17 protein-coding genes are annotated in these 16,543 nt (G+C 68.3%); 5 read left to right on the forward strand and 12 right to left on the reverse strand.

Annotated features, from left to right (window positions below; translation table 11 throughout):
- Positions 1–51 precede the first annotated feature (51 nt).
- Entirely contained in the window at positions 52–327 is a 276-nt protein-coding gene (locus VH969_RS10660; protein ID WP_331973517.1) for a YggT family protein, read from the reverse strand.
- Positions 328–514: 187 nt separating this feature from the next.
- Here VH969_RS10660 and VH969_RS10665 point away from each other — a divergent pair, with 187 nt between their 5' ends.
- A complete protein-coding gene (locus VH969_RS10665; RefSeq protein WP_331973518.1) occupies positions 515–1,636 on the forward strand; it encodes an AMP-dependent synthetase/ligase in 1,122 nt (373 codons plus the stop codon).
- Positions 1,637–1,718: 82 nt separating this feature from the next.
- Complete coding sequence (locus VH969_RS10670) at positions 1,719–2,159, forward strand: pyridoxamine 5'-phosphate oxidase family protein (protein ID WP_331973519.1); 441 nt, start codon at positions 1,719–1,721, stop codon at positions 2,157–2,159.
- A gap of 3 nt (positions 2,160–2,162) precedes the next feature.
- On the opposite strand, the gene VH969_RS10675 is transcribed toward VH969_RS10670, so the two are convergent.
- The 4 genes from VH969_RS10675 to VH969_RS10690 all read right to left on the reverse strand — a co-directional run bounded on the left by VH969_RS10675 (position 2,163) and on the right by VH969_RS10690 (position 6,391).
- Positions 2,163–2,864: a hypothetical protein gene (locus VH969_RS10675; protein WP_331973520.1), complete on the reverse strand. Its 702-nt coding sequence runs from the start codon at positions 2,862–2,864 to the stop codon at positions 2,163–2,165.
- Positions 2,865–3,042: 178 nt separating this feature from the next.
- Positions 3,043–3,804 carry a copper resistance CopC family protein gene (locus tag VH969_RS10680; protein ID WP_331973521.1) on the reverse strand — a complete coding sequence of 254 codons (762 nt, stop codon included), beginning with the start codon at positions 3,802–3,804 and terminating at the stop codon, positions 3,043–3,045.
- Positions 3,805–4,037: 233 nt separating this feature from the next.
- Positions 4,038–4,880, reverse strand: a complete 843-nt coding sequence (locus tag VH969_RS10685) for an isocitrate lyase/PEP mutase family protein (protein ID WP_331973522.1) — start codon at positions 4,878–4,880, stop codon at positions 4,038–4,040.
- Between the two features lie 5 nt (positions 4,881–4,885).
- A complete protein-coding gene (locus VH969_RS10690) occupies positions 4,886–6,391 on the reverse strand; it encodes an FAD-dependent monooxygenase (RefSeq protein WP_331973523.1) in 1,506 nt (501 codons plus the stop codon).
- Positions 6,392–7,285: 894 nt separating this feature from the next.
- On the opposite strand from VH969_RS10690, the gene VH969_RS10695 reads away from it, so the two are divergent.
- Entirely contained in the window at positions 7,286–8,269 is a 984-nt protein-coding gene (locus VH969_RS10695; RefSeq protein WP_331973524.1) for a helix-turn-helix domain-containing protein, read from the forward strand.
- 190 nt (positions 8,270–8,459) lie between these two features.
- Here the strand turns inward: VH969_RS10695 and VH969_RS10700 are convergent, their stop codons facing one another.
- On the reverse strand, positions 8,460–8,807 hold the full coding sequence (locus tag VH969_RS10700; RefSeq protein WP_331973525.1) for a hypothetical protein: 348 nt from the start codon (positions 8,805–8,807) through the stop codon (positions 8,460–8,462).
- 176 nt (positions 8,808–8,983) lie between these two features.
- Here VH969_RS10700 and VH969_RS10705 point away from each other — a divergent pair, with 176 nt between their 5' ends.
- Positions 8,984–10,066 (forward strand): methyltransferase, encoded by a 1,083-nt coding sequence (locus tag VH969_RS10705; protein ID WP_331973526.1) that lies wholly within the window; start codon positions 8,984–8,986, stop codon positions 10,064–10,066.
- Positions 10,067–10,320: 254 nt separating this feature from the next.
- Positions 10,321–11,313, forward strand: coding sequence for a methyltransferase (locus VH969_RS10710; protein WP_331973527.1), 993 nt, complete (start codon positions 10,321–10,323; stop codon positions 11,311–11,313).
- 137 nt (positions 11,314–11,450) lie between these two features.
- Here the strand turns inward: VH969_RS10710 and VH969_RS10715 are convergent, their stop codons facing one another.
- From VH969_RS10715 to VH969_RS10740, 6 genes are all read right to left on the reverse strand, one after another.
- The gene (locus tag VH969_RS10715; RefSeq protein WP_331973528.1) at positions 11,451–12,476 is read right to left on the reverse strand and encodes a branched-chain amino acid ABC transporter permease; all 1,026 of its coding nucleotides are present in this window, start codon (positions 12,474–12,476) and stop codon (positions 11,451–11,453) included.
- Positions 12,473–13,342 (reverse strand): branched-chain amino acid ABC transporter permease, encoded by an 870-nt coding sequence (locus VH969_RS10720; protein ID WP_331973529.1) that lies wholly within the window; start codon positions 13,340–13,342, stop codon positions 12,473–12,475. The genes VH969_RS10715 and VH969_RS10720 overlap by 4 nt, the downstream gene beginning before the upstream one ends.
- Positions 13,339–14,076: an ABC transporter ATP-binding protein gene (locus tag VH969_RS10725; protein ID WP_331973530.1), complete on the reverse strand. Its 738-nt coding sequence runs from the start codon at positions 14,074–14,076 to the stop codon at positions 13,339–13,341. The genes VH969_RS10720 and VH969_RS10725 overlap by 4 nt, the downstream gene beginning before the upstream one ends.
- Positions 14,073–14,813 (reverse strand): ABC transporter ATP-binding protein, encoded by a 741-nt coding sequence (locus VH969_RS10730; RefSeq protein ID WP_331973531.1) that lies wholly within the window; start codon positions 14,811–14,813, stop codon positions 14,073–14,075. The genes VH969_RS10725 and VH969_RS10730 overlap by 4 nt, the downstream gene beginning before the upstream one ends.
- Positions 14,810–16,087, reverse strand: coding sequence for an ABC transporter substrate-binding protein (locus tag VH969_RS10735; protein WP_331973532.1), 1,278 nt, complete (start codon positions 16,085–16,087; stop codon positions 14,810–14,812). Before VH969_RS10735 ends, VH969_RS10730 begins: the two co-directional genes overlap by 4 nt.
- A 41-nt stretch (positions 16,088–16,128) precedes the next feature.
- Positions 16,129–16,543: GTP-binding protein (locus VH969_RS10740; protein ID WP_331973533.1), on the reverse strand; the 415-nt coding region annotated here is incomplete at its 5' end.

Here is a 16,543-nt window from a genome sequence, read left to right on the forward strand (position 1 = left end):
CGCGAAGTCCCCCCGGTCGGGTGTGGGTGGCCGACGGCGAGTAGCGCGGAGCTACAGGGTGAAGGCGACCCCGCGCAGGATCAGCGCCAGGACGAACACCGCGGTGAACGCCAGGTCGATCGACAGCCCGCCGGCTCGCACCGGTCGCAGCACCCGTCGCACCGGTGCGATCACCGGTTCCGTGCCCGCATTGGCGATCACGCGGGCACGGCGCACCCACGGCGAGCCGCTGGACAGCAGTCCCGCCCAATCCAGCACCATTCGCGCGATCAACAACAGGATGAAGACGGTCAGCACGAATCCGAGCAGCGTTCCGATGATGCTCATGGCGAACTCCTCCGCAGCGGCGGCGTCGGCCGCTCTACCCCGCTCAACGATGCCGATCAGGTCGGAAGTGTCGCCTTCGCCGGGATTCTCAGCCGACTATCAGGGTCTGGCGCTTCCGCACCGGCCCGGCGGCGAGCGAGCCCCGAGCGACGGATGAGTCCGGCGAAAACCACCCGGTACAAATCCCGTGACCCTGCCCCTCGCGCATGCGTTCGCCCGCCTGATCCAAGTGGGAATGGTGCAGGCGCGGGCGACCATGGTGCACAGCGCCGACATCGCCGACGTGATGGTGCAGCTGCGCAGGCACCGGCCGACGTTCATCCTCGCCGTGCCGCGAGTATTCGAGAAGATGCACAGCCAGGCCCGGCAGCTGGCCGCCGCGGCGCGCCGCGGGTGGCTGTTCACCGTTGCCGACCGGGTGGCCGTGCGCTACAGCCATGCCCTCGATACCCCGCGCGGACCGAACGTGCTGTTGCGGCTGGCCCACGCCGCATGCGACCTGGTGGCGTACCGCAAGCTTCGGGCGGCGCTCGGCGGGCGGTGCCGGACGGCGATCGTCGGCGGAGCGCCGCTGGGCGCGCGCCTGGGACACTTCTTCCGCGGCGCGGGGATCACCGTCCTGGAGGGCTACGGACTGACCGAGACCTCACCGGCGCTGACGGTGAACCTGCCGGCGGCGCAACGCGTCGGCACCGTCGGCCGCCCCCTGCCCGGGGTGGAGATTCGCATCGCCGACGACGGCGAGATACAGGCGCGCGGCGACGTGGTCTTCCCGGGCTACTGGAACAACCCGGACGCCACCCGCGCGACATTCACCGCTGACGGCTGGTTGCGCACCGGTGACCTCGGCAGCCTCGACCCCGACGGGTTCATTCGGATCACGGGCCGCATGAAGGAGGTTCTCATCACCGCAGCGGGCAAGAACGTCACGCCCGCGCCCATCGAGGAGGCCATCCGGGAGCACCCGCTGGTCAGCCAATGCATGCTCGTCGGTGACGGCCGCCCGTACGTGGCTGCTCTGGTCACCATCGACCCGGACGCCTGGAACCGCTGGCGTTCCACCCACGGCCAGGCCGGGGCCCCGCTCACCGAGCAGCGAGACAACCCCGACCTGCGCAGCGAGATCGACTCCGCCATCAACCGGGCCAACCGGGCGGTATCGAGAGCGGAACAGGTCAAGACCTTCCGGATCCTGCCTCGCGACTTCACCGAGGCCGGCGGAGAACTCACCCCCACCCTCAAGATAAAGCGCAACGTCGTGGCCGAGCGATACACCGCCGACGTCGAGGCCCTCTACGCCGGCCGCTGACCCCGATCACCCCACGGAGGGTGCAGCCGCCGCACGACCACATCCTGCCCTTGGGCGAGATCTCTGCACTAGCGTGGACCGCGTGTCGTTGGCGATGACGGTTGAGGAACGCCAGGCCTTCCTGGCCCAGGTGCACGTCGCGGTCGTGGCGGTGGCCGGCGAGGGCGGCCGCGCGCCGCTGGCCGTCCCGGTCTGGTACGGCTACCACCCCGGCGGCGAGGTCAGCCTGATCACCGAGCGGGACAGCCGCAAGACCGCGCTGTTCCGGCGTGCCGGCCGGATCACCCTGTGCGTCCAGGGCACCGCACTCCCCTATCAGTACGCGTCAGCCGAGGGCCCGATCACCGCGATCGAGGACACCGTCACCGTCGAGCAACGCTGGGCCCTCGCCAGCCGCTACCTGGGCTCCGAGGGCGCCGACGCCTATATCGAAAGCGCCCCCGGCGCCACCGAACGCATGGTCCGCATCCTCATGCGTCCCGAGCACTGGCTGACCCGCGACTACACCAAGCTGTCCCGCTAGCCGTCAATGGCCCTGTAGTGCCCGCATCAGGCCTTTGCGCGTGCTGGAGTGCGAGCCAAAACCGAGACAATACTGGCCCGCGAGTACCGATACCACAATGTAGTCGAGTGTCGCGGGCACGCTACGAGCAGCGGACAGGAAGACGATTGGAAGAATACTCACAACGGCGGTAGACAAAGCGGCAGCCGCATCGCGCGACAACCGCCTACTATACCAAACAACCGTGCTCCGAAGCTCATCCGAATACCATCCTCCGTTGATGACGCTGCGCGCACGGAGAATGGAGAGCGCGGCGAAGACACCAAAACAAGAAGACACCACGTACCAGGAAGTTACCGTGGCCTGCGGGCTGGCCACGGCACTCACCTGATGCGCGAGCACGCCGAACAGAAAGAACTCGGTTACCGCGAGCAGCAACGGAAGCATGAGATCTGGCATCGCGGGCAGCCGCGCGGGAAGAAACGGCGCTCCGGTCACCGTGCCGGCGTAAGCAACAGCAATGGCGAGGAGACTCGTGCCCAGCATCATCCAGAGCAATACCGCGAAGGCGTGAAACGGCGAGGGCAGTCCCAGCAAACTGGCGGCAGCTACGCCCGCTACGGCGAGCGCCACGCTGACCACCATGTTGTGCAAGCCGACGTAATGATCAGTCAGATACGACTCGTGCTTGCCACGTAACCGAGCCACGTCCGTTTCAGTTACCACCAACGCGCTTCCCTCAGTGAAATGAGCACAGGGCAGGAACAACTCTTCCGGCTACCTTGTCGGTGACTCGGATACCGCCGTTACCCGCCCTCGAGAAGCCGTACCGCCGCGCAGGCCCGCAGCGTCACCCGCCGCCACGGCGTGGTGGCTCGAGACGCAGTGCTGCGCAAGCCGGCCGTCAGCTGTCCGGTCCATCTCCCGAGCCGCCCTGCCCATCAGCTTCGTCCTGGCCGTCGGCTACGACCGGCGGTGGGTTCCGGCGAGCACGCGGCTTCACACGATCGACGACCTGCGGACCGCCTGTCCGGCCTACCCGGAACGCCTCCAGCAGCCCGATGGCCAGCACCACGACCACGCCGACAATCCACACCCAGGCGGGAATCCCGCCCGAGTCGCTTGTGGACACCGGGTTCGGCTCCGCACCGGGCAACACCACACCGGGCAACACATGGGACCCCCCATGGGGCGCCGCGGGGTACGCCGTGGACGATGCGGAACTCGGCGACTTCGGCGTGCCATTCGACGGCGGCTTCGCCGCCGAGTTGGTGTCGGCGCTGATGAGCGTGAACGAGACGGTGCCGGTGACCGGGTCGCCGTCGCCGGAGATCATCTGGTAGGCGATCGTGTAGGGGCCGAGCGGTCCGCGTTGCCGCACCGGGGCGGTCACCACCGGCCCGGTGACCTTGGCCTTTCCCACGGTCCACGACGTGCCGTTCACGCCGGTGACCTTGATCGGGTTCGCGGAGAGCGTCACGGGCCTGTCGAACGCGAGCATGATCAGCTGAGGCGCGGCGAGTGATGCGCCCTCTCTGGGTGAGCTCCCGATCAGTTGGGGGGACGAGCTCCCGACCGGCTCGGCGCGCGCGAACGCGGGGGGCGCCGTGGCCACCACCGCCACCCCGCTGAGCAGCAGCGCGGCGGCGGCTCGTCGAATGCTCATCGCGGTGTCCTCCACAGTCGTCCGCGGTTGTGTGAGTTTCCGCCATCATGCCTCATGCGACCGCGCGGCTCGGACGGTCTGGCCAGCGCGGCCGCCACTGCCGCGGCCGCCGGTCGGCATGCTGATCGCCGTGCGCGTGCCGCGGGCGGGCCCGCTGTGGGAGCCGTGCCGCTCGACGTTACCCGGCCGGCGCGGGATCCTCCTGGTGTGCCGGTGTGGGGTGAGGTCGAGGGTCACCGCGCCTCGGCGTCGTGCGAGGCCATGAACTCCTCCATCTGGGTGAACGTGAGCAGCCGATCGACCACCGCCGCCGTGGACTCGCCCGCCAACTCCTCGAAGGCCTCGGTGATCGCGTGCGCGGCCGCGAGGAGGCCGGTCACCGGAGAGACGATCACCCCGAAGCCCAGCTCCACCAGCTCCGAGCGGGTCAGGTGTGGCGTCACCCCGCGCTCGACGATGTTGACGACGAGCGCGTGCCCGGCGAGCTCGTCCGCGACCCGCGCCAGCTCGTCCCTGCTCGACGGCGCCTCCACCCACAGGGCGTCGGCGCCGGCCTGCGCGTACACGCGAGCGCGCTCGATCGCCTTGCCCACCCCCTCGACCGGGCAGGCGTCCGTGCGCGCGATGACGAACAGGCCGCGACGCCGCGCCTGGCAGGCGACCCGGATCCGCTCGGCATGCTCCGCCACCGACACGATCGGTTCCTGGCCGGGGCGTGGCGGCCACGCCTTGTCCTCCAGGAGGATGCCCGCGGCGCCGGCACCCTCGAGCTCGCTCACCGCACGGCGCAGGTTGAGCGGCCCACCGTAGCCGGTATCCGCGTCCGCGATCACCGGGAGACCGGATGCCGTGCCCACTCGCGTGACCGCGTCCCGCATCTCGGTGTGACCGAGCAGGCCCAGGTCACGCAGACCGAGCTGGGTGGCGCTGACGCTGGCGCCGGACAGGAACAGGGCCTCGAAGCCGGCCCGCTTGGCGATGAGCGCCGACAGGGCGTCGTACACGCCCGGCACCACCAGCGCCCCGGCGGCGACGCGCGCACGCAGCCGCTCGCCGGGCGTCTCTTTCGGCTCCATGGTGTTCACGTCTGTTGAGCGAGGTCGCTCAGGCTGGGGTTTCCGAGTGCGGCCGCGACCGCGGCACGCAGGCGTTCGGGTTGTGGCTCGACGACGGCGTCCACGTAGCCATCCGGGCGCAGAACGACAGCCGAGCCCTCGATACCCAGCGCGGCGGACACCGGATCACCCGGCGGGCAGTGGACCGGCTCGACCGGCAGGTCGGCCAACTCGTCCACCAGCCGGTCGAAGCCTTCCTGGCCGGACGTCGCCACCAGCGCGACCAGCCGCGGTCCGTGGTCCGCTTGTGGGCGCTGCGCCGCCGGGCGCCCGACCAGCGGATGGCCACCACGGTGATAGTCGCCCTGCGTGGTGAAGCGGACGTCGTTGACATAGCGGCGCGCCCGCGAGCTGTAGACAGCGGCGCGGAGTGCCAGCGCCTTCCATGCGCGCTGCAGGGGCGTCGGCGGCATGATGAAGTCGGCGGTGCTCTGCGTCATCCGGAGGTTCACGAGGGCGGCGCCGCGGCGCTCCTCGTCGTAGGTGTCGAGCAGAGCGTCCGGCGCCTCGCCTGCCAGCACGAGCGCCAGCTTCCAGGTCAGGTTCACCACGTCCTCGACACCGGAGTTGAGCCCCCGTGCCCCGAAGGGCGCCATCAGATGCGCGGCGTCGCCGGCCAGGAACACGCGGCCGGCGCGGAAGTTTCCGACGATCTTCTGATGGAACCGCCAGTTGCTGAGGCACACCACCTCGTAGTCCTGGTCCTCCGCGAGCAGCGCCCGGATGCGGCGGTCGAGCTTCCCGGACGCCTCCTCCTCCTTGTAGTCGGTTCCCACGGGCACGTGATAGTCCATGCGCCATACGCCGTCCGGCTGGGGGTGCAGCCAGATGTGGTACCCCCGATTGCTCGGCGGGTCGAACCAGAACGACCGGCGTTTGGGCCCGGGAATATCGACCCGGACGTCCGCGAGAAGGAACTGACCGCTGCACGTCGTCCCCTCGAACGGCATGCCCAGCAGCTCGCGCACGGTGCTGTGGGCGCCATCGGTGGCGATCACGTACTCGGCATCGAACGTCCCGCGGGTCGTCGTGACGCGAACTCCACGATCGCTCTGATCGATCCCGGTGACCTCGGCCCCGAACTCGACCGCGGCGTGCGGCGAAGCGGAGATGCGATCCAGCAGGATGCGCTCGGTGTAAACCTGCTGCAGGTTCAGGAGCCTGGGAGTTCCTTCTTCCAGCGGGAAGTCCATGCGCCCGATCTCCCGGGTGCGGTAGTACGTACGCGAGCCCTCGAGACGGATGCCGCGATCGAGGATCTCCGTGCAGCCGAGGCGCGAGAAGGTCTCCAGGGTGTGGCGCGCGAGCACGACCGCTCGCGAGCCGTCGGGACGGAGCGCAGGCAGCTGCTCCAGTACCACCGACGAAACGCCATGGCGCGCCAACTCGAGGGCCGCTGTCATCCCGATCGGCCCCGCGCCGACGATCAGTACTCGCGGGCCGCGGCGGAGCGCTGCCTTACCTGGCTGCATGGCGTCGTCCTCCCTGAAGACCGGTGGCGCCGGCAGGGCCGGCGCCCGGGTGAACTTTCCTTTGTTGATCGACGCCCCCGGGGATTTCGAGGGCGATGCCGCCCCGCGCGCCTGCGGCGGCGGGAGTCAGAGGCGTTCGCCGGCTTTGGGCTCCGTTCACCGACAAGCCCGGCGGACTCGGTCCGTTCGCGGACCGGTTCGGGTTCGGCCTCGCGGCGCAGCGGTGTCCGCCGCGCGGCCTGTGTGGACTGCGCCAAGTGGTCGCCGTAGAACGGGACCGGTGAAGGACACATCGCGGCATGACCGAGAACGCTCACCGTGGATCCACCGCCGAGATCGCGACCCGTAATGTGCCGTTGGTCGTGAAATTCCCCTTTGGACTGGGAAGCTCGCGGTTGTCGCTCCGGAAACCCATGATCGAAAGGTCATCTCTCAGGTGCGTTCGTTCCATGTCGCGGCGCCCGCGGCTGCACCATCTGCCCTCCAGCGCGTTCGAAGTCAACGCCGTCGCCTGGCCGCAGTCGGCAGCCACCACACAGACACCAACCCGGGCTGTCGACACAAAGCCTCAGCCCCTCACGCAGTGGCGCGCGGCGCCACCATCCGCGTCGAGCTGATCCAGGTCGCGGGCCGCCTCACCCGCGCGGGTGGTGGACCGTGCTCAGCGCTGTCGGGGAGACTACCTGCGGGTTCGCGATCCCTCCTTGCGCATTCGCGCACGCATCTTGCGAATCGGCGCAACCCGGCCTGCGCGAAGTCAAATTAGTTAGCCTAACGTAAGATGCCTGTACTTTTCCGTACGAATGGCCGATCCGTAGCCGTCTGATGACTGCTAGTGTCGACATAGCTCTGTGAGTACTCACGAGTAGTTCTCGTATCCATAGGAGAACCCAGATGTCTCGTGCGGTGATCGAGCCGGCAGCGGTAGAGGTCGTCAGTACGGCGACGACCTCACCGGCCAACGGATTCGACCAGTGGGAACACCATACGCAGGAGACTTGTGGGACGTTGCAGGTTCTCCATGACTCCGATGGTTTCGCCTGCGGTCGCATCGTCACCGCCACGCTCGTCGACCTGCATGTCTCGGTGATCTCGGCCGACCCGCACACCGTCGTGCGGCAGCCGCGCGCGACCGGCGGCGAGCCGGGCCATGTCTACGTCACGACGCCGCTGCGTGGCTTCGCCGTGGTGAGCCAGGACGACCGCCAGGTAGCGGTGCCGCCCGGCGAGATCGTCACCTTCGACAGCAGCCGGCCGTACACGCTCACGATGCCGGAGCCCTTTCGGATGGTCACGGTTCGCGCCCAACACCAGTCGCTCGGCCTGACATCGGACTCCACTCGCGGCCTCGAGACCAACTCCTGGTCGAGCCTGACCGGAATCGGTGCGCTGGCCAGGCAAACGCTGGCCGCGCTCGGACAGCACCTCACGGTGTTCGACAAGGTGTCTCTCGCGCCGCTGCAGTCCACCGTCGTCGGTCTCGGCGCCACGCTGGGCGCCGAACAGCTGCGTGCCGCCGGCGATCCGCGACCCGACAGACGGACACTCATCGCGAACATCTGCCGAACCGCGCGGGAATGTCTCGCCGACAGCGAGCTCGACTCGGCCATGCTCGCCCGGCGGCACAGCATCTCGTTGCGCTCCCTGCAGCTGCTTTTCGCCGAACACGGCACAAGTCCGGCAAAATGGATCCGCGACGAACGGCTGCACCGGATACGCGCCGACCTGAGCGACCCGCGCCTCGCCCACCTCACCATCGCCATGATCGGAAAGCGGTGGGGCCTGGCCGACGCGTCCCAGGTCAGCCGGCTGTTCCGAGCGAAGTACGGCGTATCGCCGAGCCAGTACCGCAGGAACCCGGTCGCCGCCAGGACGTGAGCGGCCGGTGTCGGGCCGCGCCGCCGTGAGAACGAGCGCGACCACCGGCAAGCCGGTGGTCGCGTGCGGCACGATGCCGGCGTTCACCACCGCGACGCTCGGGCCGCCGTCCGCGTGGTGACCAGTACCGCCGGCCAGTCCTGAGTGACGGCCGGTTCGGCTGTTCGGCGTAAGCCGCCTTCGGTCGACTTCACCTGTCCACTCCTCCGTTGCGCAAATTCGCAATACCCATGCGCTTTTCGACCAGGACCGACACGTTCGAATGGATACTATCGGGCTGTCCGAATTGGAGCAGCGGGACCGGAAAACCGAAATCGCCAGTCGGGGAGATGACGGTGACCGTCGATCTGCGCGAGGCAACGCGCTCTTCGTCACCGGGGTACGCGTGATGACCACCTACCTCGATGAAGCGACGTGCTGCCGGCACGACGACCTCATGATCAATTCCCTGGCTTCGGTCTCGCTTGATTCTCCGCTGGTATCCGGGTGTCTTCGGCACCACTCGGCTTTTCTTGCCGATCTCCCGATCGGTGATCATGGCGTCGCCATCGGGGACCTGCCGGCCACCGGGGCCCAGCAACACGCTCGACCAGCTCGCCGTCGTCGTGGTGCTGCTCGCGGCAGGCTGAACCGACGCGGCACCAGCACCTCCAACGGTCGCAGCGTGGCGACGGGCCAACCGTCGTTGATCACCACTCGATGCAAGGAGCACACGTGAATCCATCGCACGACAGCGCCATTGCGGTCACCGAGGCCGGACCGACCGCGCGGCCGCTCGACATGGACGGGCTGTCCTGGATCCTGTTCGGACACGCGGCGTTCCAGTACCTCAACGCGGCTTCTGAGCTGAACCTGTTCGAGTTGCTCGAAGGGGGCCCGCTGACCAAGGAGGAGATTCGCACCGGGCTCGGCCTCGCTGAACGCGCCACCGACATCCTGCTGCTCGGCTGCACCTCGCTCGGGCTGCTGGAGAAGGAAGATGGCAGGTATCGGCTGGCGCAGGTGCTGTCGACGTTGCTGGCCACCCCTGACTGGAAGCGGTTCAAGGACGTCGTCGCCCTTGAGCAGTACGTGGTCTACGAGGGGCAGCTGGACTTCACGGAGTCGTTGCGTACCAACAAGAACGCCGGACTCCGCCGGGTTCGCGGCTCCGGCAGGGACCTCTACCACCGGCTGTCCGAGAACCCGCACATGGAGCAGGTGTTCTACCGCTACATGCGGTCGTGGTCGGAGATGGCCAACCCGCACCTGGTCGCCAACCTCGATCTCAGCCAGACCAAGCGGCTGCTCGACTGCGGAGGTGGTGACGCGGTCAACTCCATCGCGCTCGCCAAGGCGAACTCGCACCTCGAGGTCACGGTGTTCGAGATTCCCGCGACCCAGGTGATCGCCGAGAAGACGATCCGCGAAGCCGGCCTGTCCGAGCGGGTCTCCGTCCTCGCCGGCGACATGTTCGCCGACCCGTTCCCGACCGGGTTCGACTGCGTGTTGTTCGCACACCAGCTCGTGATCTGGACGCCGGAGGAGAACACCAAGCTGCTGCGCAAGGCATACGACGTGTTGCCGAAGGGTGGTCGAGTGGCGGTGTTCAACTCGATGTCCAACGACGAGGGTGACGGCCCCGTGGTCGCCGCGCTGGACAGCGTCTACTTCGCCGCGCTTCCCGCTGAGGGCGGGATGATCTACCCGTGGTCGGTGCACGAGCGCTGCATGCGCGATGCCGGCTTCCATTCGGTGGAGCGCATCGACTGGACCGAAGGCTGGACTCCGCACGGGTTGATCGTCGGAACCAAGTAACCAGGCCACGCGTGCGTGCTTCGCCCAGTCCCCGCGAAGCACCCACCGGCCCCCGGTCGGCCTGCCGATCTGGATACGTTGGGCCACCAGGACAGTGCGAGCCGTCTCCATGGGTGAACCACGGCGAGTGAAGTGTGCGCCTCTCGGCTGTTGTTCCGGGCCGCCCCTCTCGGTACTGTCGGGCGCTGCGACACAGAAGCAGGAATCCGTAGGAGGTATAAGGGATGTCGGGGCAACTTGACCCTTCACACATCATGCAAATCGGTATGGGCTTCTGGGCGTCGAAAACGCTCCTGTCCGCGGTCGAGCTCGAGCTGTTCACCAAGCTGGGCGATGGAATGACCGCCGCGGAGCTGACCGAGGCGCTCGGGCTGCACGAAAACGCGGTGCCCGACTTCCCCGATGCGCTCGTCGCCCTCCAGCTACTCGACCGCGACGGTGACGGACCCGATGCCGTCTACCGCAACACCGAGGCGGGCGCGGTCTTCCTCGACAAGGCGAGCCCCGCCTACGTCGGCGGGATGCTCGAGATGTCCAACGCGCGGCTGTACCCGTTCTGGGCCGACCTCACCGAAGCTCTGCAGACCGCCAAGCCGCAGAACGAGGTCAAGCACAACGGCAAGCCGCTGTTCCACGAGCTCTACAACGACGAGGCCAGGCTCGAGCAGTTCATGAACGCGATGACCGGGCTCTCCGCGGGGCCGTTCAACGCGCTGGCGGAGAAGTTCGACTTCTCCCGGTACGGAAGCCTCTGCGACGTGGGCGGCGCGACCGGCCAGCTCTCGATCATCGTCGCCAACCGGCACCCCCACATGAAGTGCACCACCTTCGACCTGCCGGCCGTCGAGCCGATCGCCAACCGAACGATCGAAGCAGCCGGAGTGAGCGACCGGGTGCAGACGGCGGCTGGCGACTTCCTCGTCGACCCCCTTCCCCAGGCCGACGTCGTCACGATGGGGATGATCCTCCACGACTGGAACCTCGAGCGGAAGAAGCAGCTGATCAAGGCGGCCTACGACGCGCTGCCGGAGGGCGGGGCCTACATCGTCATCGAGAACATCATCGACGACGCCCGCCGCGAGAACGCGTTCGGCCTCCTCATGTCGCTCAACATGTTGCTCGAGTTCGGCGATGCGTTCGACTTCACGGGCGCGGACTTGGCCTCGTGGTGCAAGGAGGTGGGCTTCAAGGAGGTCGAGGTCCTTCCGCTCGCCGGTCCGGTAAGCGCCGGTATCGCGTACAAGTAGCGCGGGATCGCGCGCTCGTCGCGCAGACCTCCCGGTGATACGAGCGGGCGTCGCCACACATCCGGGCGGCGCCCGCATTCGTGCGGCGCGGGCGTTCCGGACCGTCCACACGCGAAGACCGCCGGGCTGTTCTACGACTACGTCCGGCGCGCGGGCGGTGTGGGACTCGGCTCGGCAGGCAGCCGCACGGTGTGGCCGACGGCGAACAGGCGGAGCCGGCCGCGGCTGACCGCACCCCACAGGCCCTGCGGAACGAACAACGTGATGGCGATGGCGACGGCGCCGAGCACGACGAGGTAGATGACGCCGAACTGCGCGAGCCATTCGCGGAGCACGTAGAACAGGACCGCCCCGACGATCGGGCCTTCGAGGGTGCCGACACCGCCGATGATGACCATGAAGATCATGTAGGCCGTCCATTGGACACTGTAGATACTGTCCGGCTGCACCCCGAGGGAACTGAGCGCGAGGATCGCACCGGCCGCGCCGCAGCCCGCGGCACTGACCACGAACACGATCCGCTTCACGCGGGTGACCTCGACGCCGTTGCTCGCCGCGGCGGTCGGCTCGTCGCGAATCGCCGTCAGTGCGATCCCCAGGCGGGAGCGGATCAGCAGGTACGTGGCGACCACCGCGACGGTCGCGAGGCCGAGCGCGAACCAGTACGTGTAGGCGATGCGCAGGTCGCGGTCGATGTCACTGAGGCTGCGGAGTGAGGTGCCCGCACCTGCTCCCAGGTCGTCCACCTGCACCGTGAGCAGCCGGACGACCTCGGCGATCACCCAGGTGCCGATCGCGAAGTACCCGCCCACCAACCGGAACGCGAGAAAGGACACCGGGATGGCGACCGCGGCGGCGACGACGGCGACGAGGGGTACCGCGAGGAACGCGTCGACGCCCAGCTGGTCGGCGAGGTAGACAAGGCCGTACGCGCCGATTCCGATGTACGCCTGCTGCCCGACGGAGACCATGCCGCCGTACCCGGCGAGCAGGTTCCACATGGTCGCCAGCACGACGAACACCAGCAGGTCGATGAACCGGAAGACCTGGCTGGGCACGATGACGTAGGGCAGCATCGCCAGCGCGACGACGCCCAGCGCGAGAAGCCCGCCACCCACTCTGGTCGACGTGGTGGCCCGCCGAATGGTCACGAGCTCGGTCATGCCGGGGCTCCCTTCGCGAGCAGCCCCCGCGGGCGGAGCGCCAGCACCAGGAGGAAGACGAGGTGCCCGGCCAGCACCTGCTGCGCGGGCTCGATCCAGGCGCCGACGTTTTGCGCCACGCCGAGCACGATTCCGCCGAGCAGGGTGCCCCACAGGCTCCCGAGCCCGCCGATGATCACCGCCTCGAACGCGAAGATGAGCAGGGTCGGGCCCGACGCCGGACTGAAGTTCGTCTGCACGCCGTTCAGGACGCCGGCCAGCCCGACCGTGGCGAACGCGATCGCGGCGGCGAGGGCGTACATGTTCCGGTTGTCCACGCCCATCAACCGTGCCGTCTCCTGGTCGTCGCTGGTGGCGCGCATCAGCCGGCCGAGCTGGGTACGGCGCAGGAACAGCGACAGCCCGACCAGCAGCGCCACCGCGATCGCGAACACCACCGCGGGAAAGTAGCCGATCGCGAGGTCGTACGTGAGCTGGAAGCTGCCGGTCTCGAAGCTGCCGATCTGCAGCCGGCGCTGGTCGGCGGAGAAGAGCTCCAGCAACAGGTTCTGCACCACGATCGACAACCCGAAGGTGACGAGCAGCGCGGGCAGCGGGCTCGCCACCACGGCGCGCTGCAGCAGGCCGCGCTGCAGCAGGTACCCGAACGCGGCCATACCGGGAACGACGATGAGCAGCGTGACCAACGGGGAGAGCGACGCGGAGTCGACGAGGACCAGGGCGAAGAAGGCGCCGAACACCGCGAAGTCGCCGTGCGCGAGGTTGACGATGCGCATCACCCCGAACATGAGCGAGAGCCCGGTGGCGAACAGCGCGTACATCCCGCCCAGCAAGACTCCTTGCACGACCGCGTTGACCAATGTCATGACACGACGCTCGGGAGCATTCCGAAGTACGCGTTCGCGACCTGGTCCCCGGTGACCTCCGAGACGGGCGCCTCGAGGGCCGTGCGGCCCTCGAGCAGACAGTGCACCCGGTCGGCGACGGCCATCGCCTGGTGCATGTCCTGCTCCACGACCAGGACGGTGGCGCCCGACGCGGTGATGGCCGGCAACGCCGCGTAGAGCTGCTTGACGACGATCGGAGCCAGCCCGAGAGAGACCTCGTCGAGCAGCAGCAGCCGCGGGTTGCTCATCAGCGCCCGGCCGATGGCCACCGCCTGCTGCTCACCACCGGAGAGCACGCTCGCCGGTCGCTTCCGCAGGGGGCGGAGCAAGGGGAACAGCTCGTACACGGACCGCCGGTTCCAGGGCCCCGGCCGCGCTCGGTGACCTCCGACGAGCAGGTTCTCCTCGACGGTGAGGGAGGCGAAGAGCCGGCGTCCCTCGGGCACGAGAGCGATGCCCATGCCGGCCCGCCGGTGCGCGGGGGCGCCGCGCAGGGACCTGCCGTCGTAGCGAACGTCGCCGGCGGTGATGGGCAGCATCCCGGTGATGGCCTTGAGCAACGTCGACTTGCCCGCGCCGTTGGCGCCGAGCACCGCCACGGTCTCGCCCTCGGCCACCGCGAGGCTGACGCCGAAGATCGCCTGGAGGTCGCCGTAGTGCACGTCGACACCGGCGAGGTCCAGCAGAGCCCCACCCGGCGCCTGGCCGGTCACCGAGCCACTTCCAGGTCCGGGTCGGTGCCGAGGTACACCTCGCGCACCGGCAGGCTGGTCATCACCTCGTGCGGGCCGCCCATCGCGAGCACGCGCCCCTCCGACAGGCACATCAGCCGGTCGACACCCGACAGCAGCGCGTGGACGACGTGCTCGATCCAGATCACGGCGATGCCCTCGTCCCGCAGTTCCCGCACGATGTCGATGAGTTCGGGGACCTCGTGCTCGGCCAACCCGCCCGCGATCTCGTCGAGCAGCATCAGGGCGGGCCGGCTGGCGAGCGCCCGGGCCAGTTCGAGCCGTTTGCGGTCGAGCAGTCGCAGCGTCCCGGCAGGTGCGTTGGCGTGTGCCAGCAGCCCGGTCCGCCGCAGAGCGGCCAGGGCGAAAGCGGCCGCCTCCCTGCGGCGCCGGCCGGCGAACGTGGCGCCGACCAGCGCGTTCTCGAACACGGTCATCTTCGCGAACGGCCGAGGGATCTGGTACGTACGGCCGATCCCGGCGCGGGCGCGGGCCGCCGCGCCCTGCCGGGTCACGTCGTGCCCACCCAGCCGGATGCCGCCCCGGTCAGGGGCGAGGACGCCGCTGATCAGGTCGAGCAGGGTGGACTTCCCGGCGCCGTTGGGTCCCACCACACCGAGAACCTCGCCGCCGGCCACGGAAAAGGACACGTCCTCGGCCACGACGACACTACCGAAACGTTTGCCCAGACCGACCACGTCCAGCAATGGTGTTCTCACCGAAGTGGCTCGACCTTACCGCCCAACGGGATCTCGGGATTCTGCTTGTTGCTGACGACGACCAACGAGTACGACTTGTCGACGTTCTGCCGCCACTGGCCGCCGACCAGCGGGGTCTTCGCGACGTTGGGCACCGGACCGCTCGTCCAGTCCAGCGGTCCGACCACGGTGTCGGTCTTCAGGTGGGACAGGGTCTTGATGAAGCCTTCCTTCGTCCCGTCAGACCGAGACAGGGTCGTTGCCGCGACCTCGAAGAGCGCGTGGACGAAGCCGACGAACTGGGTCCACTGCCTGCCGGTCTTCGCCGTGTACGCGTCGGCGAGCTGCTGCGCGGTCTGGCCGGTGAGCGAGCTGCTGTAGGGGTGCGACGGAGACCACCAGATCTCCATGCCGAGGTTGTTCCCGAGGTCGCCGAGCGCGTTGATGTTGGACGGGGTCAGCAAGGCCTTGCCGATGGTGACGAACTTCGGGCGGAAGCCCTGCTGGGCGGCCTGCTTCCAGAACGTCGTGAAGTCCGGCGGGATCGGGACCCCGGCGAGGATGTCCACCCCCTGCTCCTTGAAGGTGGAAATCTGCGCGGAGAAGTCCTGGGTGCCGTTTGCGTACCGACCCGCGTCGACGACCTTGTAGTTGTTCTTGGCGGCGACGGCCGGGAAGCCGGTCTTGGCGTCACTGAAGGCTTTGCCGTCGGGGTCGTTCGGGAACAGCTCGCCAACCTTCTTGTTGGTGTCGATCTCGTTCCACATGTCCGTGTAGACGGTCTCGAGGTCCTCCAGCCCGAAGAAGAAGTGGTACGTCCACTTGAAGGGCTTGTCCGGATTGCCCTTCCGCCCGAAGAAGTACGGCTGCCAGGGGGCGAGCGTCGAGATGACCGGGACGCCGTTGGCCTCGCCCTGGTCCGCGACGGGATTGGCGGTGTCTGGAGTGTGCCCGGTGAGAATCAGGTCGACGTGTTCGTTCAGGATCAGGTCGGCGGCGACGTCCGCGGCCCGCTTGGAGTCGGACTGGGTGTCCCGCACGAGGATCTCGACGGGACGCTGCTTCCCGGCGACGGTGATTCCGCCGACGGACTTGAAGTGCTCCCTGACCTGTTCGACCACGAAGTTGTCGCTCTCCCCGAACGACGCGAGCGCTCCGGTCTCCGGGCTCACGTACCCGATCTTGATCGGGCCACTGTCGGGACCGCCCTCCTCGCCTTTGACCTCGCCGCAGGCGGAGAGCACGAACGCGAGGACGGTGAGGAGGACAAGAGGTCGAAACCGTATGCGGGACAAGACATTCTCCAGGTAGGTGGATCAGGGGACCACGCCGACGATCAGCCGGCGCGGGCGGACATCCGCTGGTGCATCGCGTGCTCGACCAGCTTGATGAGAGTTTCCGTGGTGGACTCGCGGTTGCGTGCGTCGCAGGTGACGATCGGGACCGTCGGATCGATGGTGAGCGCGTCGCGCACGGCCTCGATCCGGTGGTGCAGCACCTGGTCGAAGCAGTTGATCGCCACGACGTAGGGCAGCTGGCGGTCCTCGAAGAAGTCGATCGACGCGAAGGCGTCCGCCAGGCGGCGGGTGTCGACGAGCACCACGGCGCCGATCGCGCCGCGCACGAGGTCGTCCCACATGAACCAGAAGCGGTGCTGACCCGGCGTACCGAACAGGTACAGGATCAGGTCGCTGTCCAGGGAGACGCGCCCGAAGTCCATCGCCACGGTGGTGGTGACCTTGTTCGGGGTG

The sequence above is a fragment of the Actinophytocola sp. genome (assembly GCF_036555685.1).
GTDB lineage: Bacteria > Actinomycetota > Actinomycetes > Mycobacteriales > Pseudonocardiaceae > Actinophytocola.